16 protein-coding genes, 3 rRNA genes and 1 pseudogene are annotated in these 22,470 nt (G+C 50.3%); all 20 read left to right on the forward strand.

Annotation, left to right across the window (positions count from 1 at the left end):
- Positions 1-41: 41 nt before the first annotated feature.
- On the forward strand, positions 42-455 hold the full coding sequence (locus CMUST_RS07480) for a DUF2871 domain-containing protein (RefSeq protein ID WP_047263471.1): 414 nt from the start codon (positions 42-44) through the stop codon (positions 453-455).
- A gap of 629 nt (positions 456-1,084) precedes the next feature.
- Positions 1,085-2,614 (forward strand): 16S ribosomal RNA (locus CMUST_RS07485).
- A gap of 398 nt (positions 2,615-3,012) precedes the next feature.
- Positions 3,013-6,126, forward strand: a 23S ribosomal RNA gene (locus tag CMUST_RS07495).
- Positions 6,127-6,227: 101 nt separating this feature from the next.
- Positions 6,228-6,344: ribosomal RNA gene (rrf, locus tag CMUST_RS07500) — 5S ribosomal RNA — on the forward strand.
- The 16S, 23S and 5S rRNA genes sit together here, the layout of an rRNA operon.
- Positions 6,345-6,432: 88 nt before the next feature.
- A pseudogene (locus CMUST_RS07510) lies at positions 6,433-7,410 on the forward strand (hypothetical protein); the annotation flags it as partial.
- Between the two features lie 26 nt (positions 7,411-7,436).
- Positions 7,437-8,426 carry an HAD-IIA family hydrolase gene (locus CMUST_RS07515; protein ID WP_047261995.1) on the forward strand — a complete coding sequence of 330 codons (990 nt, stop codon included), beginning with the start codon at positions 7,437-7,439 and terminating at the stop codon, positions 8,424-8,426.
- On the forward strand, positions 8,426-8,593 hold the full coding sequence (locus CMUST_RS16795) for a hypothetical protein (RefSeq protein ID WP_158408210.1): 168 nt from the start codon (positions 8,426-8,428) through the stop codon (positions 8,591-8,593). The genes CMUST_RS07515 and CMUST_RS16795 overlap by 1 nt, the downstream gene beginning before the upstream one ends.
- A 16-nt stretch (positions 8,594-8,609) precedes the next feature.
- Positions 8,610-9,431, forward strand: coding sequence for a TlyA family RNA methyltransferase (locus CMUST_RS07520; protein ID WP_047261996.1), 822 nt, complete (start codon positions 8,610-8,612; stop codon positions 9,429-9,431).
- Positions 9,431-10,369: an NAD kinase gene (locus tag CMUST_RS07525; RefSeq protein ID WP_047261997.1), complete on the forward strand. Its 939-nt coding sequence runs from the start codon at positions 9,431-9,433 to the stop codon at positions 10,367-10,369. The genes CMUST_RS07520 and CMUST_RS07525 overlap by 1 nt, the downstream gene beginning before the upstream one ends.
- Positions 10,370-10,420: 51 nt before the next feature.
- Positions 10,421-12,166, forward strand: coding sequence for a DNA repair protein RecN (gene recN, locus CMUST_RS07530; protein WP_047263473.1), 1,746 nt, complete (start codon positions 10,421-10,423; stop codon positions 12,164-12,166).
- Positions 12,167-12,219: 53 nt separating this feature from the next.
- Entirely contained in the window at positions 12,220-13,428 is a 1,209-nt protein-coding gene (steA, locus tag CMUST_RS07535) for a putative cytokinetic ring protein SteA (RefSeq protein WP_236690195.1), read from the forward strand.
- A 3-nt stretch (positions 13,429-13,431) separates the two neighbouring features.
- Positions 13,432-14,382, forward strand: a complete 951-nt coding sequence (locus CMUST_RS07540) for a copper transporter (protein ID WP_047261999.1) — start codon at positions 13,432-13,434, stop codon at positions 14,380-14,382.
- A gap of 27 nt (positions 14,383-14,409) precedes the next feature.
- Positions 14,410-15,063 carry an NUDIX domain-containing protein gene (locus CMUST_RS07545; protein WP_047262000.1) on the forward strand — a complete coding sequence of 218 codons (654 nt, stop codon included), beginning with the start codon at positions 14,410-14,412 and terminating at the stop codon, positions 15,061-15,063.
- Complete coding sequence (gene xerD / locus CMUST_RS07550) at positions 15,059-15,979, forward strand: site-specific tyrosine recombinase XerD (protein WP_236690196.1); 921 nt, start codon at positions 15,059-15,061, stop codon at positions 15,977-15,979. The genes CMUST_RS07545 and xerD overlap by 5 nt, the downstream gene beginning before the upstream one ends.
- A 322-nt stretch (positions 15,980-16,301) precedes the next feature.
- Positions 16,302-17,297, forward strand: a complete 996-nt coding sequence (locus CMUST_RS07555; RefSeq protein ID WP_047262001.1) for a hypothetical protein — start codon at positions 16,302-16,304, stop codon at positions 17,295-17,297.
- Positions 17,298-17,552: 255 nt separating this feature from the next.
- Positions 17,553-18,425, forward strand: coding sequence for a ParA family protein (locus tag CMUST_RS07560; RefSeq protein ID WP_047262002.1), 873 nt, complete (start codon positions 17,553-17,555; stop codon positions 18,423-18,425).
- A gap of 55 nt (positions 18,426-18,480) precedes the next feature.
- Positions 18,481-19,329 (forward strand): segregation and condensation protein A, encoded by an 849-nt coding sequence (locus CMUST_RS07565; RefSeq protein WP_047262003.1) that lies wholly within the window; start codon positions 18,481-18,483, stop codon positions 19,327-19,329.
- Between the two features lie 116 nt (positions 19,330-19,445).
- Positions 19,446-20,051 (forward strand): ATP-dependent dethiobiotin synthetase BioD, encoded by a 606-nt coding sequence (gene bioD / locus CMUST_RS07570; protein ID WP_047262004.1) that lies wholly within the window; start codon positions 19,446-19,448, stop codon positions 20,049-20,051.
- Positions 20,052-20,170: 119 nt separating this feature from the next.
- Positions 20,171-21,778 carry a cation:proton antiporter gene (locus tag CMUST_RS07575; RefSeq protein ID WP_047262005.1) on the forward strand — a complete coding sequence of 536 codons (1,608 nt, stop codon included), beginning with the start codon at positions 20,171-20,173 and terminating at the stop codon, positions 21,776-21,778.
- Positions 21,779-21,829: 51 nt separating this feature from the next.
- Positions 21,830-22,399, forward strand: a complete 570-nt coding sequence (gene scpB, locus CMUST_RS07580; RefSeq protein WP_047262006.1) for an SMC-Scp complex subunit ScpB — start codon at positions 21,830-21,832, stop codon at positions 22,397-22,399.
- Positions 22,400-22,470: the final 71 nt, after the last annotated feature.

The raw sequence follows: 22,470 nt of genomic DNA on the forward strand, positions 1-22,470 counted from the left end.
CGGTAATGCGGATTCTGCTTGCGTTCACGCAAAATATTGTTATGCAAAAACTATTCGCCTCTGCTGCGTCGTATACAGTGCTTGGTTTACTTGCTGGTGTTTTCTACCGTGAGTTCACACGTGCCCAAGATTTCGTAGGGGTAACCCGGCTTTCCACCCTTCACACCCACTTACTTGTTCTAGGAACAATTATGTTCCTAGTCCTCCTTGCGCTCTCCGCAGTATTCAAACTGCATGAACATAAGCAGTTCACCATTTTCTTTATCGTCTACAACGTAGGTGTTCTTTGGACCACCGCATTCATGGTAGTCAAAGGAATTAATCAAGTGCTCGAACCGAATTTCACGATGTCACCAGCCTTAGCAGGAGTTTCAGGGTTCGGACACATCATCTTGACGATTGGTTTCTTCCAATTATTCATGATTCTGGGCAAACAGCTGAAGAAGTATTCGTAACTTGATTTGCAGGTGTAGGTGGCCGTTGAAATGCGCTTGAGAGCTTTTCGACGGCCACTGATTTGTTTTGGATCCATTCTTCGTATTGATTTTATGGTGTTGTGCTGGGGGTTTGTTGTTTGTTGTGGGGGTGTGTAAGTTATAGCGAGTCGCCGGCGGTGCTGGTGGTGTGGGAATCTTATCTTGTTGGGGTTGACGTTTGTGTTGGTCTTGGGGTAGGGTTTTCGGTTATTGTCTCCATTTTTATTCTGCGCGTTGTTTGTGTGGGGTGGGGTGGTGGTCATGTTGTTTGAGAACTCAATAGTGTGCCAATGTACTTTTGTTTTTTTGGTTGTTTTCTTGTTGTTTTTTGTTGTGGCTTTTGGTTGTGGCTGGCAAGTGTGGCTTGCTTGTTAAATGACTAGCTGTGCAGAAGATGATGGGTTGATGGCTTGTTGTTTTTTGTTGGTTTCTTTGCTTATGTTGTGATTTTTGTCCAACGTGGTGAGGGGACTGTTTTTGTTTTTTGGATGATCAATTTTTTTGATGGCGGTTGGTTTTGGCTGATCGTTGTTTTTTGTTGGTTGTTTGTTTTTTGCTGGTTTTGGGCTTTTCGCAGAGCCGTGCAGGAATTGTTTTTGTTCTTGTTTTTTGTGGAGAGTTTGATCCTGGCTCAGGACGAACGCTGGCGGCGTGCTTAACACATGCAAGTCGAACGGAAAGGCCCTGCTTGCGGGGTGCTCGAGTGGCGAACGGGTGAGTAACACGTGGGTGATCTGCCTCGTACTTCGGGATAAGCTTGGGAAACTGGGTCTAATACCGGATAGGACCATCATTTAGTGTTGGTGGTGGAAAGTTTTTTCGGTGCGAGATGAGCCCGCGGCCTATCAGCTTGTTGGTGGGGTAATGGCCTACCAAGGCGTCGACGGGTAGCCGGCCTGAGAGGGTGGACGGCCACATTGGGACTGAGATACGGCCCAGACTCCTACGGGAGGCAGCAGTGGGGAATATTGCACAATGGGCGCAAGCCTGATGCAGCGACGCCGCGTGGGGGATGACGGCCTTCGGGTTGTAAACCTCTTTCGGTAGGGACGAAGCCTTTTTAAGGTGACGGTACCTGTAGAAGAAGCACCGGCTAACTACGTGCCAGCAGCCGCGGTAATACGTAGGGTGCGAGCGTTGTCCGGAATTACTGGGCGTAAAGAGCTCGTAGGTGGTTTGTTGCGTCGTCTGTGAAATACCGGGGCTTAACTTCGGGGTTGCAGGCGATACGGGCATAACTGGAGTGCTGTAGGGGAGACTGGAATTCCTGGTGTAGCGGTGGAATGCGCAGATATCAGGAGGAACACCGATGGCGAAGGCAGGTCTCTGGGCAGTAACTGACGCTGAGGAGCGAAAGCATGGGGAGCGAACAGGATTAGATACCCTGGTAGTCCATGCTGTAAACGGTGGGCGCTAGGTGTAGGGGTCTTCCACGATTTCTGTGCCGTAGCTAACGCATTAAGCGCCCCGCCTGGGGAGTACGGCCGCAAGGCTAAAACTCAAAGGAATTGACGGGGGCCCGCACAAGCGGCGGAGCATGTGGATTAATTCGATGCAACGCGAAGAACCTTACCTGGGCTTGACATACACCAGATCGGCGTAGAGATACGTTTTCCCTTTTGTGGTTGGTGTACAGGTGGTGCATGGTTGTCGTCAGCTCGTGTCGTGAGATGTTGGGTTAAGTCCCGCAACGAGCGCAACCCTTGTCTTATGTTGCCAGCACGTGGTGGTGGGGACTCATGAGAGACTGCCGGGGTTAACTCGGAGGAAGGTGGGGATGACGTCAAATCATCATGCCCCTTACGTCCAGGGCTTCACACATGCTACAATGGTCGGTACAACGCGTTGCGAGCCTGTGAGGGTGAGCGAATCGCTGAAAGTCGGCCTCAGTTCGGATTGGGGTCTGCAACTCGACCCCATGAAGTCGGAGTCGCTAGTAATCGCAGATCAGCAACGCTGCGGTGAATACGTTCCCGGGCCTTGTACACACCGCCCGTCACGTCATGAAAGTTGGTAACACCCGAAGCCCATGGCCTAACCCCTTTTTGGGGAGGGAGTGGTCGAAGGTGGGATTGGCGATTGGGACGAAGTCGTAACAAGGTAGCCGTACCGGAAGGTGCGGCTGGATCACCTCCTTTCTAAGGAGCATGTTTTTTTGGCCACGTGTTGTGGTTGTGGTGCTCGTTTTGTGAGTATTTTTGTTTAATCCAGGTGGAGCATAACCGCCCCTGTTGTGTGGTGCATGCGTTGTGTGTGTGCTGGGTGGGGGTTGTCATGATGAGAAGCAGCGGTATAGAAGATGACTGTGTAGAGAAACTTTTGTGTGTTGGTGTGCTGTTGGGTGTCTGGGATGACGTGTGTTGTTCCGTGTGGTGCCTGTGGTCTGGTGCTGCCTGTGTGGGTGGTGGCAGGTTGCAGGTTGTGTTGTGTGAGAACTGTATAGTGGACGCGAGCATTGTGCCCATGCATGTTTGTGTGTGGGTGTGGTGTGTTTTTTCTTTTTTGTGTTTTAGTGTTTTTTGTTTGGTTCATTTGTGTGTTGTTGTGTAAGGGCGCACGGTGGATGCCTTGGCATGCTAAGCCGATGAAGGACGTGGAAGGCTGCGATATGCCTCGGGGAGTTGCCAATCGAGCGTTGATCCGAGGGTGTCCGAATGGGGAAACCTGGCCATGGTTATGTGTGGTCACCCATCAGTGAATGTATAGCTGGTGTGGGGGTTGACGCGGGGAAGTGAAACATCTCAGTACCCGTAGGAGGAGAAAACAATATGTGATTCTGCTAGTAGTGGCGAGCGAACGTGGAGGAGGCTAAACCGTATGCATGTGATACTTGACAGGGGTTGTGTGTGCGGGGTTGTGGGGCCTGACTTATAAGACGGCTGTTGACGTTTTGCTGTGCGTGTGTGTGTAAGCGGAAGTGGTGTGGAATCGCCTACCGGAGAGGGTGAGAGTCCTGTACGTGAATGCATGTGTGCGTGTGGTTGGTTGGGTGCCCGAGTAGCAGCGGGCTCGTGGAATCTGCTGTGAATCTGCCGGGACCACCCGGTAAGCCTAAATACTTAGTGTGACCGATAGCGGATTAAGTACCGTGAGGGAATGGTGAAAAGTACCCCGGGAGGGGAGTGAAAGAGTACCTGAAACCGTGTGCCTACAATCCGTCAGAGCCCTCTCTTTTTTGTGTGGGGTGATGGCGTGCCTTTTGAAGAATGAGCCTGCGAGTCAACGGCATGTCGCGAGGTTAACCCGTGTGTGGGGTAGTCGTAGCGAAAGCGAATCCTAATGAGGGTGTGTTGAGTGGCATGTCTTGGACCCGAAGCGGGGTGATCTACCCATGGCCAGTGTGAAGCAGCAGTAAGATGCTGTGGAGGCGCGAACCCACTTAGGTTGAAAACTGAGGGGATGAGCTGTGGGTAGGGGTGAAAGGCCAATCAAACTCCGTGATAGCTGGTTCTCCCCGAAATGCATTTAGGTGCAGCGTTGTGTGTTTCTTCCTGGAGGTAGAGCTACTGGTTGGTTGAGCGGGACTACAATCTTAGCAATGTCAGCCAAACTCCGAATGCCGGTGAAGTGTAAGCATGGCAGTGAGACTGCGGGGGATAAGCTCCGTTGGTCGAGAGGGAAACAGCCCAGATCGCCGGTTAAGGCCCCTAAGAGTGTACTAAGTGGGAAAGGATGTGGGATCGCGAAGACAGCCAGGAGGTTGGCTTAGAAGCAGCCATCCTTGAAAGAGTGCGTAATAGCTCACTGGTCGAGTGGTTCTGCGCCGACAATGTAGCGGGGCTCAAGTACACCGCCGAAGCCGCGGCAACCATCATATGTTTTTTGTGTGTGGTGGTTGGGTAGGGGAGCGTCGTGCACAGCTGTGAAGCATCTGGGTGACCGTGGTGTGGAGTGTGTGCGAGTGAGAATGCAGGCATGAGTAACGAATGATATGTGAGAAACATATCCGCCGGATGACTAAGGGTTCCTGGGTCAAGCTAATCTTCCCAGGGTGAGTCGGGACCTAAGGCGAGGCCGACAGGCGTAGTCGATGGATAACCAGTTGATATTCTGGTACCCGTATACATGCGCCCCTAATGAATCCATGGTACTAACCACCCATTTGTGGGATGAGACTGTGTTTTTCATGGTGTTGTTTCATGGTGCGTGGGACCTTCGTGGGTAGTAGTTAAACGATGGGGTGACGCAGGAAGGTAGCCGAGCCACTTATTGGATTGTGGTGTAAGCGTGTGGCCCGTAGGATAGGTAAATCCGTTCTACATGTTGGGTGAGGCGTGATGCGTACCCACGTATGTGTGGGGATGTTGGTGATCCTATGCTGCCGAGAAAAGCCTCTAGTGAGTGTGTATATGGCCCGTACCCATAACCGACACAGGTGGTCAGGTAGAGAATACTAAGGCGTTCGGGTGAACTGTGGTTAAGGAACTCGGCAAAATGCCCCCGTAACTTCGGGAGAAGGGGGACCACTGCTGGTGACAGACTGATGTGAGCTGGTGGTGGTCGCAGAGAAGAGAGGGAAGCGACTGTTTATTAAAAACACAGGTCCGTGCGAAAACGTGGAAGTTGATGTATACGGACTGACGCCTGCCCGGTGCTGGAAGGTTAAGAGGACCTGTTAGTAACACTTTGTGTTGCGAAGCGGAGAATTTAAGCCCCAGTAAACGGCGGTGGTAACTATAACCATCCTAAGGTAGCGAAATTCCTTGTCGGGTAAGTTCCGACCTGCACGAATGGCGTAACGACTTCCCTGCTGTCTCAACCACAGGCCCGGTGAAATTGCACTACGAGTAAAGATGCTCGTTACGCGCGGCAGGACGAAAAGACCCCGGGACCTTCACTATAGCTTGGTATTGGTGTTTGGTTCGGTTTGTGTAGCATAGGTGGGAGACTACGAACCCGGCACGCCAGTGCCGGTGGAGTCATCAAGTGAAATACCACTCTGATCGGATTGAGCACCTTAACCTTGGCCCATGATCTGGGTTGGGGACAGTGCCTGGTGGGTAGTTTAACTGGGGCGGTTGCCTCCTAAAACGTAACGGAGGCGCCCAAAGGTTCCCTCAGCCTGGTTGGCAATCAGGTGTGAGAGTGTAAGTGCACAAGGGAGCTTGACTGTGAGAGTGACAACTCAAGCAGGTACGAAAGTAGGGACTAGTGATCCGGCACCTACATGTGGAAGTGGTGTCGCTCAACGGATAAAAGGTACCCCGGGGATAACAGGCTGATCTTCCCCAAGAGTCCATATCGACGGGATGGTTTGGCACCTCGATGTCGGCTCGTCGCATCCTGGGGCTGGAGTAGGTCCCAAGGGTTGGGCTGTTCGCCCATTAAAGCGGCACGCGAGCTGGGTTTAGAACGTCGTGAGACAGTTCGGTCTCTATCCGCCGCGCGCGTAGAAACTTGAAGAAAGCTGTCCCTAGTACGAGAGGACCGGGACGGACGTACCTCTAGTGTGCCAGTTGTCACGCCAGTGGCACAGCTGGTTAGCTACGTACGGAAAGGATAACCGCTGAAAGCATCTAAGCGGGAAGCCTGTTCTAAGATGAGGTTTCACTAATGAGGTGCCCGGAAGACTACCGGGTCGATAGGCCAGAACTGCACGCATAGTAATATGCTCAGGTGACTGGTACTAATACACCCACAAACACCACCCAAAACAACCCAAACAAAACAAACACAAAAAACCGCGTCCACTACACAGTATCTGACACAACACCACCACAAAACAAAAACAACAATAATAATAATGATCGTGTCGGTGGCAATAGCGTCGGGGACACGCCCGGACCCATCCCGAACCCGGAAGCTAAGCCCGACAGCGCTGATGGTACTGCAAACGGAAGTTTGTGGGAGAGTAAGACACCGCCGACCAAAAAACTTAACAGTGAACAAGAAAGCGTGATGTATCGATAAACCCACAACGGAAATCAATACATCACGCTTTCGTTTATGCACAAGAAACAGGAAAAACATGGCAGATCACAACAAGAGTCGGTCTTCCCACTCACGAGGCAATCATGATTCGGATCGCCATGGCGGTTCCTCTCGATCTGGTGATTTCAAGAAGCGCAACCACCAGCGTTCTTTTAATAAAGATCGAGATCGCCGAGAAGAGGGCTTTGGCGGGGAGACAGGTCGCCGCGATGATAGGAATCGAGGTCGCCGCCACGGTTCGGATGACCGTCGCCACTCAAATCGCGGTGGCTCAAAGCGGAACAAATCTGTGATTCATGCACAACGTCCAGGCTATCGGGAAGAGCGCATTAATAAGCGGGTTAACGAGCCTGATCTGCCGTCAGATCTCGACATTCGTGATTTGGATCCGCTAGTTTTGCAAGATTTGAAAGTGCTTTCTAAAGAAAATAGTACGGCTGTTGCAAAGCACATGCTTATGGCAGCACTGTTGATGGAAGATGATCCACAATTAGCGCTACGTCATGCTCGCACTGCAAAGGACCGCGCTGGCCGAGTTTCAGTTGTGCGTGAAACCTGCGGAATCGCAGCCTATCATGCTGGCGAGTGGAAGGAAGCTTTATCGGAACTACGTGCTGCTAGGCGGATGAGCGGCGGACCTGGACTACTAGCTGTCATGGCTGATTGCGAGCGTGGGCTAGGTCGGCCAGAAAAGGCCATTGAACTGGCGAAGACAGAAGATTTAAGTTCGCTTTCAATTGCTGATCGAATTGAGTTGGGTATTGTTGTGTCTGGGGCACGGCAGGATTTAGGGCAGGTAGATTCGGCAATTATAGCTTTAGAAGAACTAAAACCTGATCCATCTAAGATCGCACTGTCCTGGGCTCGGTTGTCCTATGCCTATGCGGATGCGTTGCTTGCGGCAGGACGGGTACCAGAGGCACGGACATGGTTTGAAAACGCTGCTGCTCAAGATCCAGACGAGTATCTAGATGCACGGGAACGAATTGCTGAGCTTAATTAGAGATTTGTTCTTGTAGGATATTGGTTATGAATTCAACAGTGCTTGATCGCTACGACAGCTTGCTTTTTGATTTGGACGGTACAGTTTGGGAAGGCGGCAGGCTCTTGCCGCACGCGGAATCTCTGTTGAATTCGTCGCAGATTCCGGTGATGTACATAACCAATAATGCTTCCCGAGGCCCAGAAGCCGTGGCCGAGATACTGAAATCTTTGGGTGTGTCTGCTACGGAACAACAGGTATTAACCTCCGCTCAGGCAGCTATAGACTTGGCACTTTTAAATCTCGAACCTGGTGCTTCGGTCTATGTGTTGGGTGCGGAATCGTTTAAGACCTTGGCAGTCCAGGCCGGTTTTCGTGTAGTAGATTCCGCCGATGATAGTCCCGCAGCGGTTCTTCACGGACATAATCCTGAAACAGGCTGGTCACAGCTTTCTGAGGCAGCATTGAGTATTCAACGCGGTGCGTTGTATTTTGCTTCAAACTTGGACACGACTTTGCCGATGGAACGTGGGTTGATGGTGGGAAACGGTTCTATGGTTGCGGCAGTGGTCGCAGCCACCGGAGTGCATCCAACTTCAGCGGGCAAACCTGAGCCAGCAATGTTTCAGTCAGCTGCGCGGCGGCTTTCTTCTGAGAGGCCGCTGGCTGTAGGAGATCGGCTGAACACTGATATTGCAGGTGGCGTCGCTGCCGGGATGGACACATTTCATGTACTAACCGGTGTTTCTAAGCATTGGTCTCTAGTGTATGCCCCTGTAACGCAGCGCCCTACATACGTTGCCAAGGATCTCTCAAGTTTATCGTTGGCTCCGGAACTGCTGATGCCTGGTATCCAAGGTGACTATCGCGTAACTCTTGATGGTAAAGATATTCGCATTGCCGAAGGTAGTGGAAACCCAGAAGCCGCGCTTCGCAGTGTGTTGTCACTGGCTTGGCGTGACGGTTTTACATTTGATGGAAAAGTCATCGCAGATGGTGAAAAAGCTGAAAAAGCCTTGAAATTGTGGGGGGCCTAATGACTTCTCCGAAGCCTACGCCGCTATCTGTTGTTCAGGGTGTGCAGTCGCCAACGGAGATCGTCGAAAAGCTAAATGTTATTCTTGATCAGCCGGTTAATTCGCTATCGGAGGAGGCACAACAACTATCTGCAGCCCACGATGTGCTCCAACAAGCATTGCAATAAGTAAGGAATTCGGTTAATGGCTTCACTTAAACGCTTGGATGCTGAATTGGTGCGTCGTAAAATTGTCCGATCACGGGAGCATGCACAGAAATTAATCAAGGAAGAACGGGTTTTCGTTCAAGGGATTCTAGCAACAAAACCCGCAACTCAAGTCTCTTCGGATGTATCTATTCGGATTGAGGGTGAGGCTAGTGAGGATTGGGCATCGCGGGGAGCGCACAAGTTACTTGGAGCATTACGTGAATTCGAGCCTCTAGGGCTAAGCATTGCGGGTAAGAAAGTAGTAGATGCAGGCGCATCTACAGGGGGGTTTACTGATGTTTTACTGCGGCGTGGTGCACAAGAGGTCGTTGCAGTTGATGTTGGTTACGGTCAGTTAATCTGGCGTCTTGCTAATGACCCTAAGGTCACGGTAGTGGACCGAACCAATATTCGTAATCTGACCGAAGAAACATGTGGTGGTTTGTGCGACATGATGGTCGGTGACTTGTCGTTTATTTCTTTAAAACTCGTACTGCCTGCAATCGCGAATTGCCTCAAAGACGGTGCTGATTTGCTGCCAATGGTAAAACCGCAATTTGAGGTAGGCAAAGATCGATTAGGAGCTGGCGGCGTTGTACGCAGCGCTGACTTGCGTATGAAAGCCACCGCAGAAGTTGCTGCATTTGCTCAGGAGCTAGGGTTATCCTTGAAACGGGTGGTTGCTTCTCCATTACCGGGACCTAGCGGCAATGTGGAGTATTTCCTGTGGCTAGTCAAGGATGGTGGTGCCACGATGATGGACTCCGAGCAACTACAACAAATGGTTGCTGCGGCTGTGTCGGAAGGACCTCAGTAATGGTCGAAGATTCTAGTACTCCTCGTAAGGTTCTATTAGTTCCGCATTCTGGTCGGCGGTCAAACGTTGCTACAGCGGCGCTTGCGGCAGAATTGCTTTACGACGCCAATATCGCGGTTCGTATTTTGGTTCATGAAAAGGACCAAATCATCCCAACACACCCGATTCTTAGTCTGTTTGAAAAAACATCCCATTGTCCTGAAGCCGTAGATGGGGTCGATTTTGTATTGGTCATGGGCGGTGACGGTACCTTCTTGCGGGCAGCCGACTTGGCTCATCATGCCGACCTTCCTGTTCTGGGCATTAATTTGGGACATATCGGATTCCTTGCCGAATGGGAGCGAGATTCCCTTGATGAAGCCGTGAAGCGTGTTATTAGTGGCGAGTTTCGTATTGAGGAACGAATGACAATCGATGTGGAAGTCCACAATGCAGAAGGAGATTTGATCGGAACAGGCTGGGCGCTTAATGAAGTAAGCGTAGAAAACCAGAATCGCAGTGGTGTATTGGATGCAATTTTAGAAGTTGATGGCCGTCCGGTTAATGCGTTTGGCTGTGATGGAATTTTGGTTTCAACTCCAACCGGTTCAACAGCTTATGCATTTTCCGCTGGTGGACCGGTTCTATGGCCGGAATTGGATGCGATTTTGGTAGTTCCAAATAACGCGCATGCGCTGTTTACCAAACCACTTGTAGTTAGCCCACAATCAGTTGTGGCAATCGAATCCCGGTCTGAATCATTCCCAGCCGTAGTTGTGATGGATGGATTTCGTAGAATCGACATGCCTCCTGGCTCCCGAGTGGAAGTTATACGGGGTAAGCGGAGTATTAAATGGGTGCGATTGGATCAACGCCCCTTTACTGACCGGCTAGTTTCTAAACTTCGGTTGCCGGTGGATGGTTGGCGCGGGCCAGCAAAGAAACGAAACACGCCCTGATACTTAGTACAAATGTTCGCAGTAAAAGCGAAGCTGCGGTACCATGTTGACATGCTCGCTGATATTGCGATTGAAAACCTAGGAGTCATTCCTAGGGAACGTGTAGAACTTAGTAATGGACTGACCGTGCTTACCGGCGAAACAGGTGCCGGTAAGACCATGTTTGTCACCGGTCTTCGGTTACTGATCGGTGGACGGGCTGACGCGAGTCGGGTACGCACTGGTGCCGAAAATGCTGTCGTTGAAGGGCGCTTCGTGCTAACCCGCACGCAGGAGGCGGTAGCGTCACATGCAGAGGCTATCGTTGCGCAGGCGGGTGGGCAGCCAGATGAAAACGGGGAATTCATAGCGTCACGGATCGTTAGCTCTGCGGGGAGGTCCCGCGCACACTTAGGTGGTCGGGCTGTGCCAGCTTCCATTTTGGGTGACTTCACAAGTGAACTTTTGACCATCCACGGGCAAAACGACCAATTACGGTTGCTGTCACCGGATAGACAGCTTGCTGCATTGGATCGTGTCGACCCGAAAATCCTTCCGCTGTTAGAAAAATACAAAAAAGCGTATCAACAATGGCGGAAGTTGGATCGCGATCTAGCAAAACGAACTGCGTCTCGTCGTGAACTCGCGCAGGAAGTAGATCGCCTGCAATTCGCAATATCAGAAATCGACGATATCGATCCGCAACCAGGTGAAGATGAACAACTCGTGTCTGATATTCGACGTTTGCAGGATGTTGACGAACTTAGAGAACAGGCTGTGAATGCTTTAGGGGCTATCGACGGAACCGGCGGACTAACAGATTTTGGGTTTAGCGGCGGTTCTGAGAGCGAAGGTGCGTCTGATTTGCTCGGGCAAGCCAGTGGCTTTTTGCGCAATAGTTCCGATCCTCACTTAAAAGAATTACAGCTTCGGTTAGACACTGTAACCGCCGAATTATCGCAGATCGCTGCAGAATTGGGTGGTTTTTTGTCCGAATTGCCTGCCGACCCAGAAGCGTTAGATTCCTTGTTGCTTCGACAACAGGATCTGAAAAATTTAACTCGCAAATATGCGCCCAGCATTGACGAGGTTTTGGAATGGTCAGAAAGAGCAAAAGCGAAACTTCATTCGATAGACACGTCACCGGAAGCCTTGAACCATTTAGCGCAGGAGGTGGCCACCGCAGAACTGTCGATGAAGAAGGCGGCGGTTGCGTTAACTAAAGCTCGTAAGAAAGCTGCCAGTTTCCTAGAGAAGAAAGTTACTGAAGAGCTACATGGTTTAGCCATGCCCAAGGCTGTATTTTCTGTAGCGCTTCATGACGTGGTGTGTGGTGAGGTAGGTGCCGACGAAATCGAATTTTTATTGGCTCCGAATACCAGTGCAGATCCGCGACCATTAGCTACTTCTGCCTCAGGAGGTGAATTATCACGGGTCATGCTAGCTCTTGAAGTGATTTTGTCGGCAGGTAATCACGGTTCAACGCTGGTATTTGACGAAGTGGATGCAGGTGTAGGAGGACGTGCCGCAGTAGAGATCGGTCGTCGGCTGGCACGGCTGGCTCAGAATAACCAGGTGATAGTGGTGACCCATTTACCGCAAGTCGCTGCTTATGCTGACAGTCATCTACACGTTTCGAAAGACGTGAGCGAAGAATCAGTAAGTTCTGGAATCGAATTATTAACAGAAGATCGTCGGGTGGAAGAACTTGCTCGTATGCTGGCTGGGCTTGATGACACAGATACAGGTCGGGCCCACGCACGTGAACTGTTGGATAAAGCGCAGGAAGAGGTTGAGAAATTCCGTTCTCATGGGTGATTTTGGCGTCTTTCCTGCGTGGCTACCACATTTTCGGATTCTAAGCCGCAACAATAGTGCCCATGAGTCTGTTCTCCCGTTCTTCTGATCTACCTGGCGTACAAGGTGTGACTCGTGATCTTTCCACAAATGGAAAAGGGTTCAAGCGCCTATCACAGGGTGATTTCGCCATCATCGATGCCCCAGATATTTCTAGGGCCATGGCACAACGCCTTATCGACGCCCGCCCCGCGGCCGTTGTTAATGCCGCCAAATTTAGCACAGGTTCCTTGCCTAACTTTGGTCCCCAAATGTTACTTGAAGCAGGTATTACTTTGGTGGAGGCGGTTGGCGCTGAAGTATGGCTTCCGCTTAAAGACGGCAAGAAAGCCAGGCTGACCGATGACGGTCAATTGTTCTACGGCGAGAAGTTAATCGCATCTGGTCACGTAGTTTCACAGACAGAAGCCGAATCAACCTTTGTTGAAGCTCAGCAACATCTGGTTGACTACATGGAAGCGTTTTTTGGAAACACTATCCAATTTATTCATTCCGAGGCGCCGTTGCTTATCGACGGATTAGGGGTGCCCGAAGTGGGGGAAGCATTACGCGAGCGCAAAGTAGTTGTCGTTAGCCCTGGTTCGGGTTATCAAAACCAGCTAAAAGAGTTGCGTAATTTCATTCGGGAATTTGAACCCGCAATTATCGGCGTCGATAGCGCCGCCGACACACTGGTGGAAATGGGTTATAAACCCGATTTCATTGTCGGCGATCCCTCAAACATCGGTGCGGAAGCACTACGAAGTGGTGCCCGGGTTGTGTTACCCGCCGATCCAGACGGACACGCTCCGGGTTTAGAACGTATTCAAGATCTTGGTATAGGTGCGATGACTTTTCCGTCAGCTGTTGAAAACTCAACAGATTTAGCACTATTGCTTGCTGACTATCACGAGGCCCAGATTGTTGTGAATATTGGTGCTCCGGTCACTCTTGACCAGTTATTTGCGCAAGCAGATAATGCGAGTCCATCGGCATTGCTGTCGCGTACTAAGCTCGGTCCTCGCCTTGTCGATGCCTCCGCGATTTCCAACCTCTACATGCTACGTAGTTCGGGAAGCATTGGCTGGCTCTGGGCCTTATTAGGAATCTTGGTCGCTGTGGCGACAATTGTTGCTATTGCGGGAAGTTCAGGCGATGGGTCATTTAGCGAAAACTTGGTTGACACATGGAACAACGTCGCAATCTGGTTCCAAGGGCTATTCAGTTCTGGAAAGGCAGAATAAACAATGAAAAAGGGTCGAAGCAGTATTCTTATTGCTGGCATTGCGCTAGGACTAGCGGGTGGTGTGGCATTCAGCACGTTTGTTTTGTCACCTAACCTTGCGGGTGGTTTCAACCAATCCTTAAACTTCCTATCAACCGAACGCGATATGGCTCAGGAGTCCGCACGTGTTGCGGAAGCCCAGGCGAATAGTGCAGATTCGTTCATACAAGCAGTTTCTGAGCCAGCGGTGAAAAATAGTCTTTCCGGAAAGACAATTGTGGTTCTTCGCGCTGCAGACGCTAATGATGAAGACGCGAAAAAGCTCGATGAATTGCTTAAGTCAGCCGGAGTGGAAAATGTAGGTACTATCACGCTAAAGGAAACATTTTTCAGCCAACAAGGTGCCGACGGAATAAAAAACGTAGTGTCTAATACGTTGCCAGCAGGTGCGAAGCTTTCAGAGGATAAACTCGATCCTGGTACACACTCGGGAGAATCCTTAGGCTCGACTTTGATGCTTAATCCGGAAACCGGTCAACCCCAGGCGACTGAAGAAGAACGAGAACTTGGATTGACAGCATTACAGGATGCCGGGTTTATCGAATATGAAAAAGGGACGGTGCAGCCTGCGGATGCCGCTATCTTGCTCATAGGCGATGGTAGTGGTGTTGCCGACGACGGATTTACCGAGACCAGTCAGGCTGCCTTTGCTGCAGCTTTCGACCAGCGCAGTGGGGGATTCGTGGTTGCGGGTCGCATTCATAGTGCCAGTGATACAGGTGCGATTGGTAAGATTCGAGCAAATCAGCCGGTTCGGGATAATGTGTCAACCGTTGATTCGATAGATCGTAGCCTGGGTCTTATTGCGGCAGTTTTGGCAACTGCGGAACAAATTGGTGGAAACGCAGGCGCCTATGGTTCTGCGGCAAGCGCCGATGCAGCTGCGCCCTCACCAAAAATTCTTACCGAGTGAAATAGACGGGAAGGATGAACTACGACCATGGCTTTTGAATATGAAGTGATAAATTCACGGCTTGTTGCCGAGAATTCAATCCTCGCGCTTCGCCGCGATGAAGTGACGATGCCAGATGGCACTACAAGTCACCGAGAAATTGTCGAACACTTTGGGGCAGTCGCCATCGTCGCCTACGACGGAAACAATATAGCGATGGTGCGTCAATATCGGCACGCGGTGAAAACTCGATTGTGGGAATTACCTGCCGGATTGTTGGATATCGCCAATGAAGATCCCCTCGTGTGTGCACAGCGAGAACTAAAAGAAGAAGCGGGAATCGGTGCTCGAAACTGGGCAGTGCTGGTTGACGGCATCAACAGTCCTGGTTTTTGCGATGAAGCGGTACGGATCTATCTAGCCACGGACTTGTTCTCCGTGCAGCAGCCTAATCGGCAGCACGAAGAGCTTGACATGGAAAACGAATGGGTTCCCCTTGTGGAAGCGGTTGAGATGGTAATGAATGGAAAAATTCATAATCTCACTGCTGTTGCCGGGATAATGTGCGCAAACAACGTATTATCCCACAACGCACAGCCCCGGGAATATGATTGTGATTTCGCCTTGCGGCCAACAGCATTATCCAGCCGACGCCAAGCGCAAGGGTTGTTGGGCGACATGAAACAGGTTGTTCGTGATTAATCCGAATGATCTTGCCGTAGAGTGGTTGATGCATTTAAACGTCGAAAAAGGGGCTAGCACCAACACTCTAAGTAACTATCGGCGCGATCTGCAACGATATACAACATGGTTGGAATCTCTTGGCATTGATGACCTCGGGGCTGTGTCCACAAACCATATCGAAAGTTACGTGGCGGATCTTCGTCGTGGAGATGAAGCCGAAGGAAGAAAACCACTGGCGGCAAGTTCTGTTGCCAGAGCGTTGATAGTGGTTCGAGGACTGCACAAATTTGGGTTGACCGAGGGAAAGTTGTCTGTCGATGTTGCTTCGGAGGTTTCTCCGCCAAGTACTGGACGCCATTTGCCCGATACGTTGAGCATAAGTGAGGTTGCTAAACTCATCGAGTCTATTCCGAATGGTGAGTACGCTGGTCCTACCGAGCTTCGTGATCGCGCGTTGCTTGAATTGCTCTATGGAAGCGGCGCCCGCATAGGTGAAATAATGGGGCTTAGCGTCGATGATTTCAACTTTGCCGAAGAATTTCTTCGGATAACTGGTAAAGGCAATAAACAACGGTTAGTTCCGGTTGGTTCGCTAGCACGGGCAGCTATTGACCAATATCTCGTGCGGGGTCGACCAGTTCTAGCGACCGGGGCATCACATGCATTGTTCCTCAATAAACGTGGTGGCTCATTGTCACGTCAAAGTGCATGGACAATCATTAAAAATTCTGCGGACCGTGCAGGGATAACGAAGAAGATATCGCCGCATACCCTTCGGCACAGCTTCGCAACCCACATGTTGGAAGGGGGAGCTGATGTGCGAGTTGTGCAGGAACTTTTAGGTCATTCATCGGTGACTACTACCCAAATCTATACACACATAACAGCTGAAAATCTCCGCTCAGTTTGGGCTACTGCCCACCCACGTGCTTAATGCGCGTTGCCAAACTTATTATTTTATTTTTTATAGATATTTCCCTCACTGATTGAGTGGCTTTGAGGGGGACATGTTGGGCACTGAGCCTTTCCCAATAGGGGAGTGTAGCGCAAATACTGTGTTCAATTTGGGGGTAATTCCATTCGAATTTTCCGTATAGAGAGCCGTTTTGTGAGCGCAGGACACGCGTGAATCCAAGAGTAGGGTTAATATTTGCCGTTACCCCCATGGGGCAAAAAGCTGCGAAGCTTAAAAATCTATATAAAAATACTGAGGCATAACCTCCGGATCGGCCGGAGGGTTCTTTAAGGAGATTCATATGTCCACTGCACGCCACAGGCTCATGGCAATCGTGCTTTCTGCAGCTGTTGCAACATCGTCAAGCGTTGTCGCCGCACACGCACAGGATGCTGGAATGCCTAATGCCGAAGTTCAATGCGTTCCAGGCCGTATGGCTGCAGAACCAATCGATAACAGCGGCGCAACTTTCTTTGTCGTCGGCAAGGATCGGGTAAAGGTTACCGACACTGGCGTTACCATCAATCTCGGTGTCCGCGATCTAGCTTCTCTAATCACTGGACTGGGAGTGAAGTCGATCGATGGAATCAGCCGTATTCTTGACGGACTTGAGTTTCGGGTCATTGACGTTGATGGCAATTTGATTGAGAACGCAGAGTTTAAGCTCAATGAGTCCGACCGTACAATCTCCGTGGATTTCAAAGCTAAACCAGATAACCCGTTCTACATTGAAATTATTGGAACTGAAGAAGTACCTGAAGCTAAGCCAGAAACACCAAAAGCACCTGCTGAGGAATCAGGAGATAAGGCGGATAATGGTGCTGAAAGCTCTCAGCCGGGCGGCAAGCAAGCTGCAGCTGAGGCCGGCGCTACAGGCGAAGCTTCAGTTGAAACCCAGGCCGATTCGGATGCTGGAGCCGAAGCGGCTGCGCCGTCAGGAGATGCCGAGAAGCCAGATGCGGAAGTTAAAAGCAAAAAGGCAGTCAAGGTCTTCATTCGGGTAACTCACTCCGACAACTTCACCGGTTGCAAAAATAAAGAAGGTCGTGACCCGGAGCGGGAAAAAGGCCACACTGCGGTTGGTCTCGGTAACCTTTCCTCGATCGCTAAGAATGGATCCTCCACCCTCGCGGGGATTGGCAAAGAGCAGTTGTCTTCCGATAATAGCAAATTGCCTAAAGAAGCCCGTACCGGCATTATCGCAGGCATTGCGGCAATTGCAGTAATCGTTGTTGGTGCATTGCTTGCAACCATTGGTGGATTTGCCCACTTTGTGAATAAGTTTATTCGCCGCTAATTTTTCCCATATAGCGGCTATGGGATTCTGGCCCCCAGATGTTTTAACCTGATCGCAGTTAAAGTCTGGGGGCTTGACCTATGCTGGGCTACCGTACCGGTGGTGGATTCACGCTAGACTTTCAAGCGGGCAGATTCAAAATTACAATTGTGTCATTCATTCCGACATTGGTCGGTATGTCAACATGGTTGTAGGGAAGCCGAAAAGCTAAAATAACCAACAAGTAGCGATCTTAGTCAAGGAAGAGGGATTGTCATGACAAACTCGGGCAAGAAGGAAAACCCCGAGCAGGAGGTCGGACTGACCGGTCGCCCGTTACGTGAATTCCCAGAGCCACGACCGCTTGACCACCACGGCCCAGCGAAGATTGTGAGCATGTGTAACCAAAAAGGCGGCGTTGGGAAAACTACTTCAACGATCAACCTTGGTGCCTGTTTGGCGGAAGCTGGCCGCAAAGTTCTGCTTGTGGATTTGGATCCACAAGGTGCTCTTTCAGCTGGCTTAGGGGTTGCATACAACGAACTAGATCTAACTGTCTACAACTTGCTGGTAGACCCGAGTACGTCGATCCATAACGCAATTCATAAAACTGGCGTGCCTGGTCTAGATTTGGTGCCGGCAAACATCGACCTTTCTGCTGCGGAAATACAATTAGTTAACGAAGTAGGTCGTGAGCAAACTCTTGCTCGGGCTCTCCGGCCAGTAATGAAGGACTACGACTTTATTATTCTGGATTGCCAGCCATCGCTTGGGTTATTGACGGTCAATGCGTTGGCGTGTTCCCATGGTGTTCTCATTCCCATGGAATGTGAATATTTTTCGCTTCGCGGATTGGCGCTGTTGACAGATACGGTTGAAAAAGTTCGTGATCGCCTTAATTTTAACCTTGAGATAATAGGTATTTTGGTGACCATGTTTGACCGTCGGACTTCACATGCCCGTGAAGTTATGTCTCGGGTTGTGGAGGTCTTCGATGAATTAGTTTTTGACACCGTAATTACCCGCACTGTCCGGTTTCCGGAAACGTCAGTGGCAGGCGAACCAATCATCATGTGGGCACCTTCCTCCCCCGGCGCGCAACAGTATCGCCAACTTGCCAGGGAAGTGTTGGAACGCACCAACGGATAGTAAGGCTTAGACTCCGTTTAAATTTATGTCCGTAATCGCAAGGAATAGTCTGCCCATGGGTGTGAAATCAGATGATTCTACGTCGTCTGGAGAACAGGAGAATGCGTCAGCGCAGCCAGAGATAACCGGTTTTCGGATCGTTTTGAATAACTTTGAGGGGCCTTTCGATCTGTTATTGCAGCTGATTTCTGCTAAGAAAATGGACATCACAGATGTGGCGTTGGCACAAGTGACAGACGATTTTGTGGCATATACAAAAGCTCTTGGTGAGTCAGCGGATCTCGACGAGGTGACGGAATTCCTTGTGGTTGCAGCGACGCTTTTAGATTTAAAAGCTGCCCGCTTAGTTCCGCGCGGTGAAGTAGACAGTGAAGAAGATCTAGCCTTGTTAGAAACTCGGGATCTTCTCTTTGCCCGATTGCTTCAGTATAAAGCTTATAAGCAAGTCGCTGATCTATTTGCTAGATGGCAAACTCAGGCTCAGGCTCGGTATCCTCGAGCAGTTGGTATGGAGGATCAATTTGCTAATTTGCTTCCACCGGTGACCTTGGGGCATAGCCCAGCGAGTTTTGCGCAGGTTGCTGCCGGGGTTTTCCGCCCGAAGCCGCCTGAGGTTGTTGGGGTGGATCATATTCACACGGTCGCGGTGTCGGTGCCGGAGCAGGCGGGTAAGATTCTTGATTTGTTGCGATTAATGGGGCCTCATACATGGTTGAACTTTAACGCTTTAACGAGAGACTGCACTGCTTCTATGCAGGTAGTTGGTAGGTTTCTTGCGTTACTTGAGTTATACAAGGCACAAGCTATTGGTATTGAACAAGAAGAATCTTTGGGGGAACTTCGCGTGAAATGGACTGGATTGGATGTTGATCCTGCTGTTGTGGCGGCTAGCAATTGGCAATAGCGTAAATCCGATTCCCAGATTCTCTTGAGCTAAATATAAGATTGTAACTGAGCAAGGCCCGGTTCAGTCCGATCAATATCAATAAATGTGGACTGGTTTAAAGTGCGGAGTGAGTCATGGGGATAATTGTGGTGTCTGGTTTGGCATCAGGAGTAGGAAAAACTACCGCAGCTGCTGCAATTGTTCGGGTTTTGCAAGATCGAGGTCGCAATGTCATCCCGGTGAAGGTAGCACGATTGCAAAAGCCGCATGTACAAATGGACATCGGAACAATTAAAAAACTTACAGGGATTTCTGGTGTGGATTTCTCGGACGACCCTAGTCCACTTGACCGGATTAGAGATCTAGTTAAAAACGGGCGAACAGTTGTCGTCGAAGGCTCAGGTGGGTTGAGTGTGCCGTTGCGAGGTTCAGCCACAATAGCGCATATTGCGAACCGGTTGGACGCTCCGCTAGTGGTGGTTTCGGGTATGGATCCGGGAGCGGTTGACCTTGCCGTGGCCGCTGTGAGGTTTGCGCATTCGTGCGGTGCGCGAGTAGAAGGATTGCTTGGTGGTAAATTGCCAGCAGGCGCCGACTTGCGTACCAGGTTGAGGTTAATGGAAGTGTCCAAAGCAACTGGTGTGCCGTTTTTGGGGAGCTTAAATGACGGTGTTGGTGCGTTAGGAGAGGAAGCCTTTGCGCAGGCTACTCGAACCATCTTCCTTCCGGAGCATTGGTGAAAACACGCCATTAGCGTGCCCGTGTTTTCTGATAGCAGTAATTGAAAGATGGTCGCTACACTTAATACCGCTTATACAACATGATGGTTTTAACCGATGGCATTTAAGGAATTAACACGATGGAAATAATGGTGGGTCTTATTGGATTGCTATTTGCCACAGTAATAATGGTTGCTATTGGTGATCGGTGGGGGCTACCGTGGCCTGTTTTGCTCACTATTCTTGCAGCGGGAGCCATTTTTATTCCAGGCATTCCGCAGGTTCATATTGATAGTGAACTGATGTTGCCGGTGTTTATTCCGCCGTTGTTATGGGCCCTAGCTCGCCGAACGTCGTGGGCCCAGATTAGACATCATTGGCGCTCGATAATGTTGTTGTCCGTGTTATTGGTACTTGTAACAGCATTCGCAGTAGGTGTTACAGCCTACCTTTTGGTTCCTGCGTTGTCGTTAGCTGGTGCGATCGTTATCGGTGCCGCAGTTTCCCCTCCTGATCCAGTTGCAGTTGATGCTGTTGCTGAACCCGCAGGGGTACCTCGCAGGTTGACAAATACACTGCAGACTGAGGGTCTGTTTAATGACGCCGCTTCGATTCTTGTTTTTAACCTGGGCTTAAGTGTATTGGTTCAGGGAAATTCAGTGACATGGTGGCAAGCGATCTTGACGTTTATTTACTCCGCAGGTGTTGCCATTTTGATCGGCTGGTTGATCGGTATTTCGGCGGCTCGGTTAACAGGGTGGATGACTTCTTCGGTTGCGCGTAATGCTTTTACGTGGGTTATTCCATTTGCAACTTTTCTTGCTGCCGAAGCGTTTCATGCGTCTGGGGTGGTAGCAATCGTTATTGCTGCAATTGAATTTAACTCTCGTGTGGATGTTGAGGCAGAGGACCGGTTGTCTGGTACGGCTTTCTGGGAAATTGTCGAAATGTTGTTTACTGGCTTGGCTTTCGGCTTAATCGGAATTATGGTGCGCGACGCTATCGTCGAAGTTGGTTCCGATTTGTGGAATGCTGTGTGGCTTGGCCTTGTACTATCTGTCGTCGCAATCGTGGTTCGCGGGCTTTGGTTCTGGGTCATTTATCGGGTTAATAAGCACTTTAATCGTAGATGTGGTGCCCCACTTAGGCTGCAAGAAGTTTTGTTATTGACATGGGCAGGAATGCGCGGGTTAGTGACGTTGGCCTTAGTATTGTCTATCCCGGTTACTTCAGGTTTTGGCTTGTATCATGAATTACCAGTGATCGCCTTGGTTGTGGTGTTTATTACCATGGTTATTCCTGGTTTAACCCTTCCGTGGTTGATGAAACGGCTGTCCTTAGATGCAGGCCCCGATGCGTTTGGTGATATTGCTAGGGAGGAATTGGTAAATCGGGCTCGGCAGGCCGCATACGAGCACATTCTTTCCCGGGCGGATGAAATTGGACAAGGGCGTGCTCAAGCTATGATGACGCGCTTCGATGAAGTATCACATTTGGAAGATTTTGAAGATGAGAGACTGCCACCAGAAAAACGTCGCGAGCGGCTACTGCAGATTCGATCGATTATGCAGGAGACACATTTAGAAGCGTTGGAGGCTGCCCAAAAGGAACTGCTTTCTGCGCGTCGCGAGCGTTATGTTGACCCTGCAATCTTGGATGAAGTGCTTTTCGACGTCGATAGGCAGATCATAGGGGCGAAAGCGAAGCGGGCACATTATCAAAACATTGATGTCAGTCGCAATCATTAATCTATTGGCGGTAAGCTAACAGCCAACATATTCCCTGGAGAAAATCTTTTCATGTCTGCTGAATCCGAAGAATCAACGATTTCGCCGTTGCGATCACAACTAGAGTCGATACTTCTTGTTGTGGATAACCCTACGACGGTTACGGCTTTGGCTTCTGCCACTGAAAGTCAGCCGGAAACGGTGCTTAGCCAACTTCGTAGTATCCAAAAGGAATTAAACGATCGGGGCAGTGGTATGGATCTACGCGAAACATCCGATGGATGGCGGCTGTACACTCGCCAAACCAATGCGCCAGTAGTTGAAAAGTTTTTGCTTGATGGTACCCAATCGAAACTATCGCGGGCGGCATTAGAGACACTTGCTGTTGTCGCTTACCGCCAACCTGCAACACGCGCCCAAGTGTCTGCAGTTCGAGGTGTTAACGTCGACGGAGTGATGCGTACGTTAGCATTGCGCGGGCTTATTCGGGAGGTCGACACGGAACCGATTTCAGGAGCACATCGTTACGAGACAACGGAGCTGTTTTTGGAGCTTCTCGGCATCGACTCTCTTGAAAGATTGCCTGACTTAGCGCCGTTACTTCCAGAAATTGATTCTATTGACGAATTTGAGCTGCCATGACCAGTAAAAAGATGGTTGTTGGCATCCTTGATCGGTACTCCTCTACGGCTTTAGCTTTTCTGTGTCACGTA

The organism is Corynebacterium mustelae (assembly GCF_001020985.1).
GTDB lineage: Bacteria > Actinomycetota > Actinomycetes > Mycobacteriales > Mycobacteriaceae > Corynebacterium > Corynebacterium mustelae.

What these genes read in the sequence shown, in the direction of transcription:
- CMUST_RS07480 (WP_047263471.1), top strand. Translation starts at nt 42, where the DNA reads ATGCAAAAACTATTCGCCTCTGCTGCGTCGTATACAGTGCTTGGTTTA.
- CMUST_RS07515 (WP_047261995.1), top strand. Translation starts at nt 7,437, where the DNA reads ATGAATTCAACAGTGCTTGATCGCTACGACAGCTTGCTTTTTGATTTG.
- CMUST_RS16795 (WP_158408210.1), top strand. Translation starts at nt 8,426, where the DNA reads ATGACTTCTCCGAAGCCTACGCCGCTATCTGTTGTTCAGGGTGTGCAG.
- CMUST_RS07520 (WP_047261996.1), top strand. Translation starts at nt 8,610, where the DNA reads ATGGCTTCACTTAAACGCTTGGATGCTGAATTGGTGCGTCGTAAAATT.
- CMUST_RS07525 (WP_047261997.1), top strand. Translation starts at nt 9,431, where the DNA reads ATGGTCGAAGATTCTAGTACTCCTCGTAAGGTTCTATTAGTTCCGCAT.
- recN (WP_047263473.1), top strand. Translation starts at nt 10,421, where the DNA reads ATGCTCGCTGATATTGCGATTGAAAACCTAGGAGTCATTCCTAGGGAA.
- CMUST_RS07540 (WP_047261999.1), top strand. Translation starts at nt 13,432, where the DNA reads ATGAAAAAGGGTCGAAGCAGTATTCTTATTGCTGGCATTGCGCTAGGA.
- CMUST_RS07545 (WP_047262000.1), top strand. Translation starts at nt 14,410, where the DNA reads ATGGCTTTTGAATATGAAGTGATAAATTCACGGCTTGTTGCCGAGAAT.
- CMUST_RS07555 (WP_047262001.1), top strand. Translation starts at nt 16,302, where the DNA reads ATGTCCACTGCACGCCACAGGCTCATGGCAATCGTGCTTTCTGCAGCT.
- CMUST_RS07560 (WP_047262002.1), top strand. Translation starts at nt 17,553, where the DNA reads ATGACAAACTCGGGCAAGAAGGAAAACCCCGAGCAGGAGGTCGGACTG.
- CMUST_RS07565 (WP_047262003.1), top strand. Translation starts at nt 18,481, where the DNA reads ATGGGTGTGAAATCAGATGATTCTACGTCGTCTGGAGAACAGGAGAAT.
- bioD (WP_047262004.1), top strand. Translation starts at nt 19,446, where the DNA reads ATGGGGATAATTGTGGTGTCTGGTTTGGCATCAGGAGTAGGAAAAACT.
- CMUST_RS07575 (WP_047262005.1), top strand. Translation starts at nt 20,171, where the DNA reads ATGGAAATAATGGTGGGTCTTATTGGATTGCTATTTGCCACAGTAATA.
- scpB (WP_047262006.1), top strand. Translation starts at nt 21,830, where the DNA reads ATGTCTGCTGAATCCGAAGAATCAACGATTTCGCCGTTGCGATCACAA.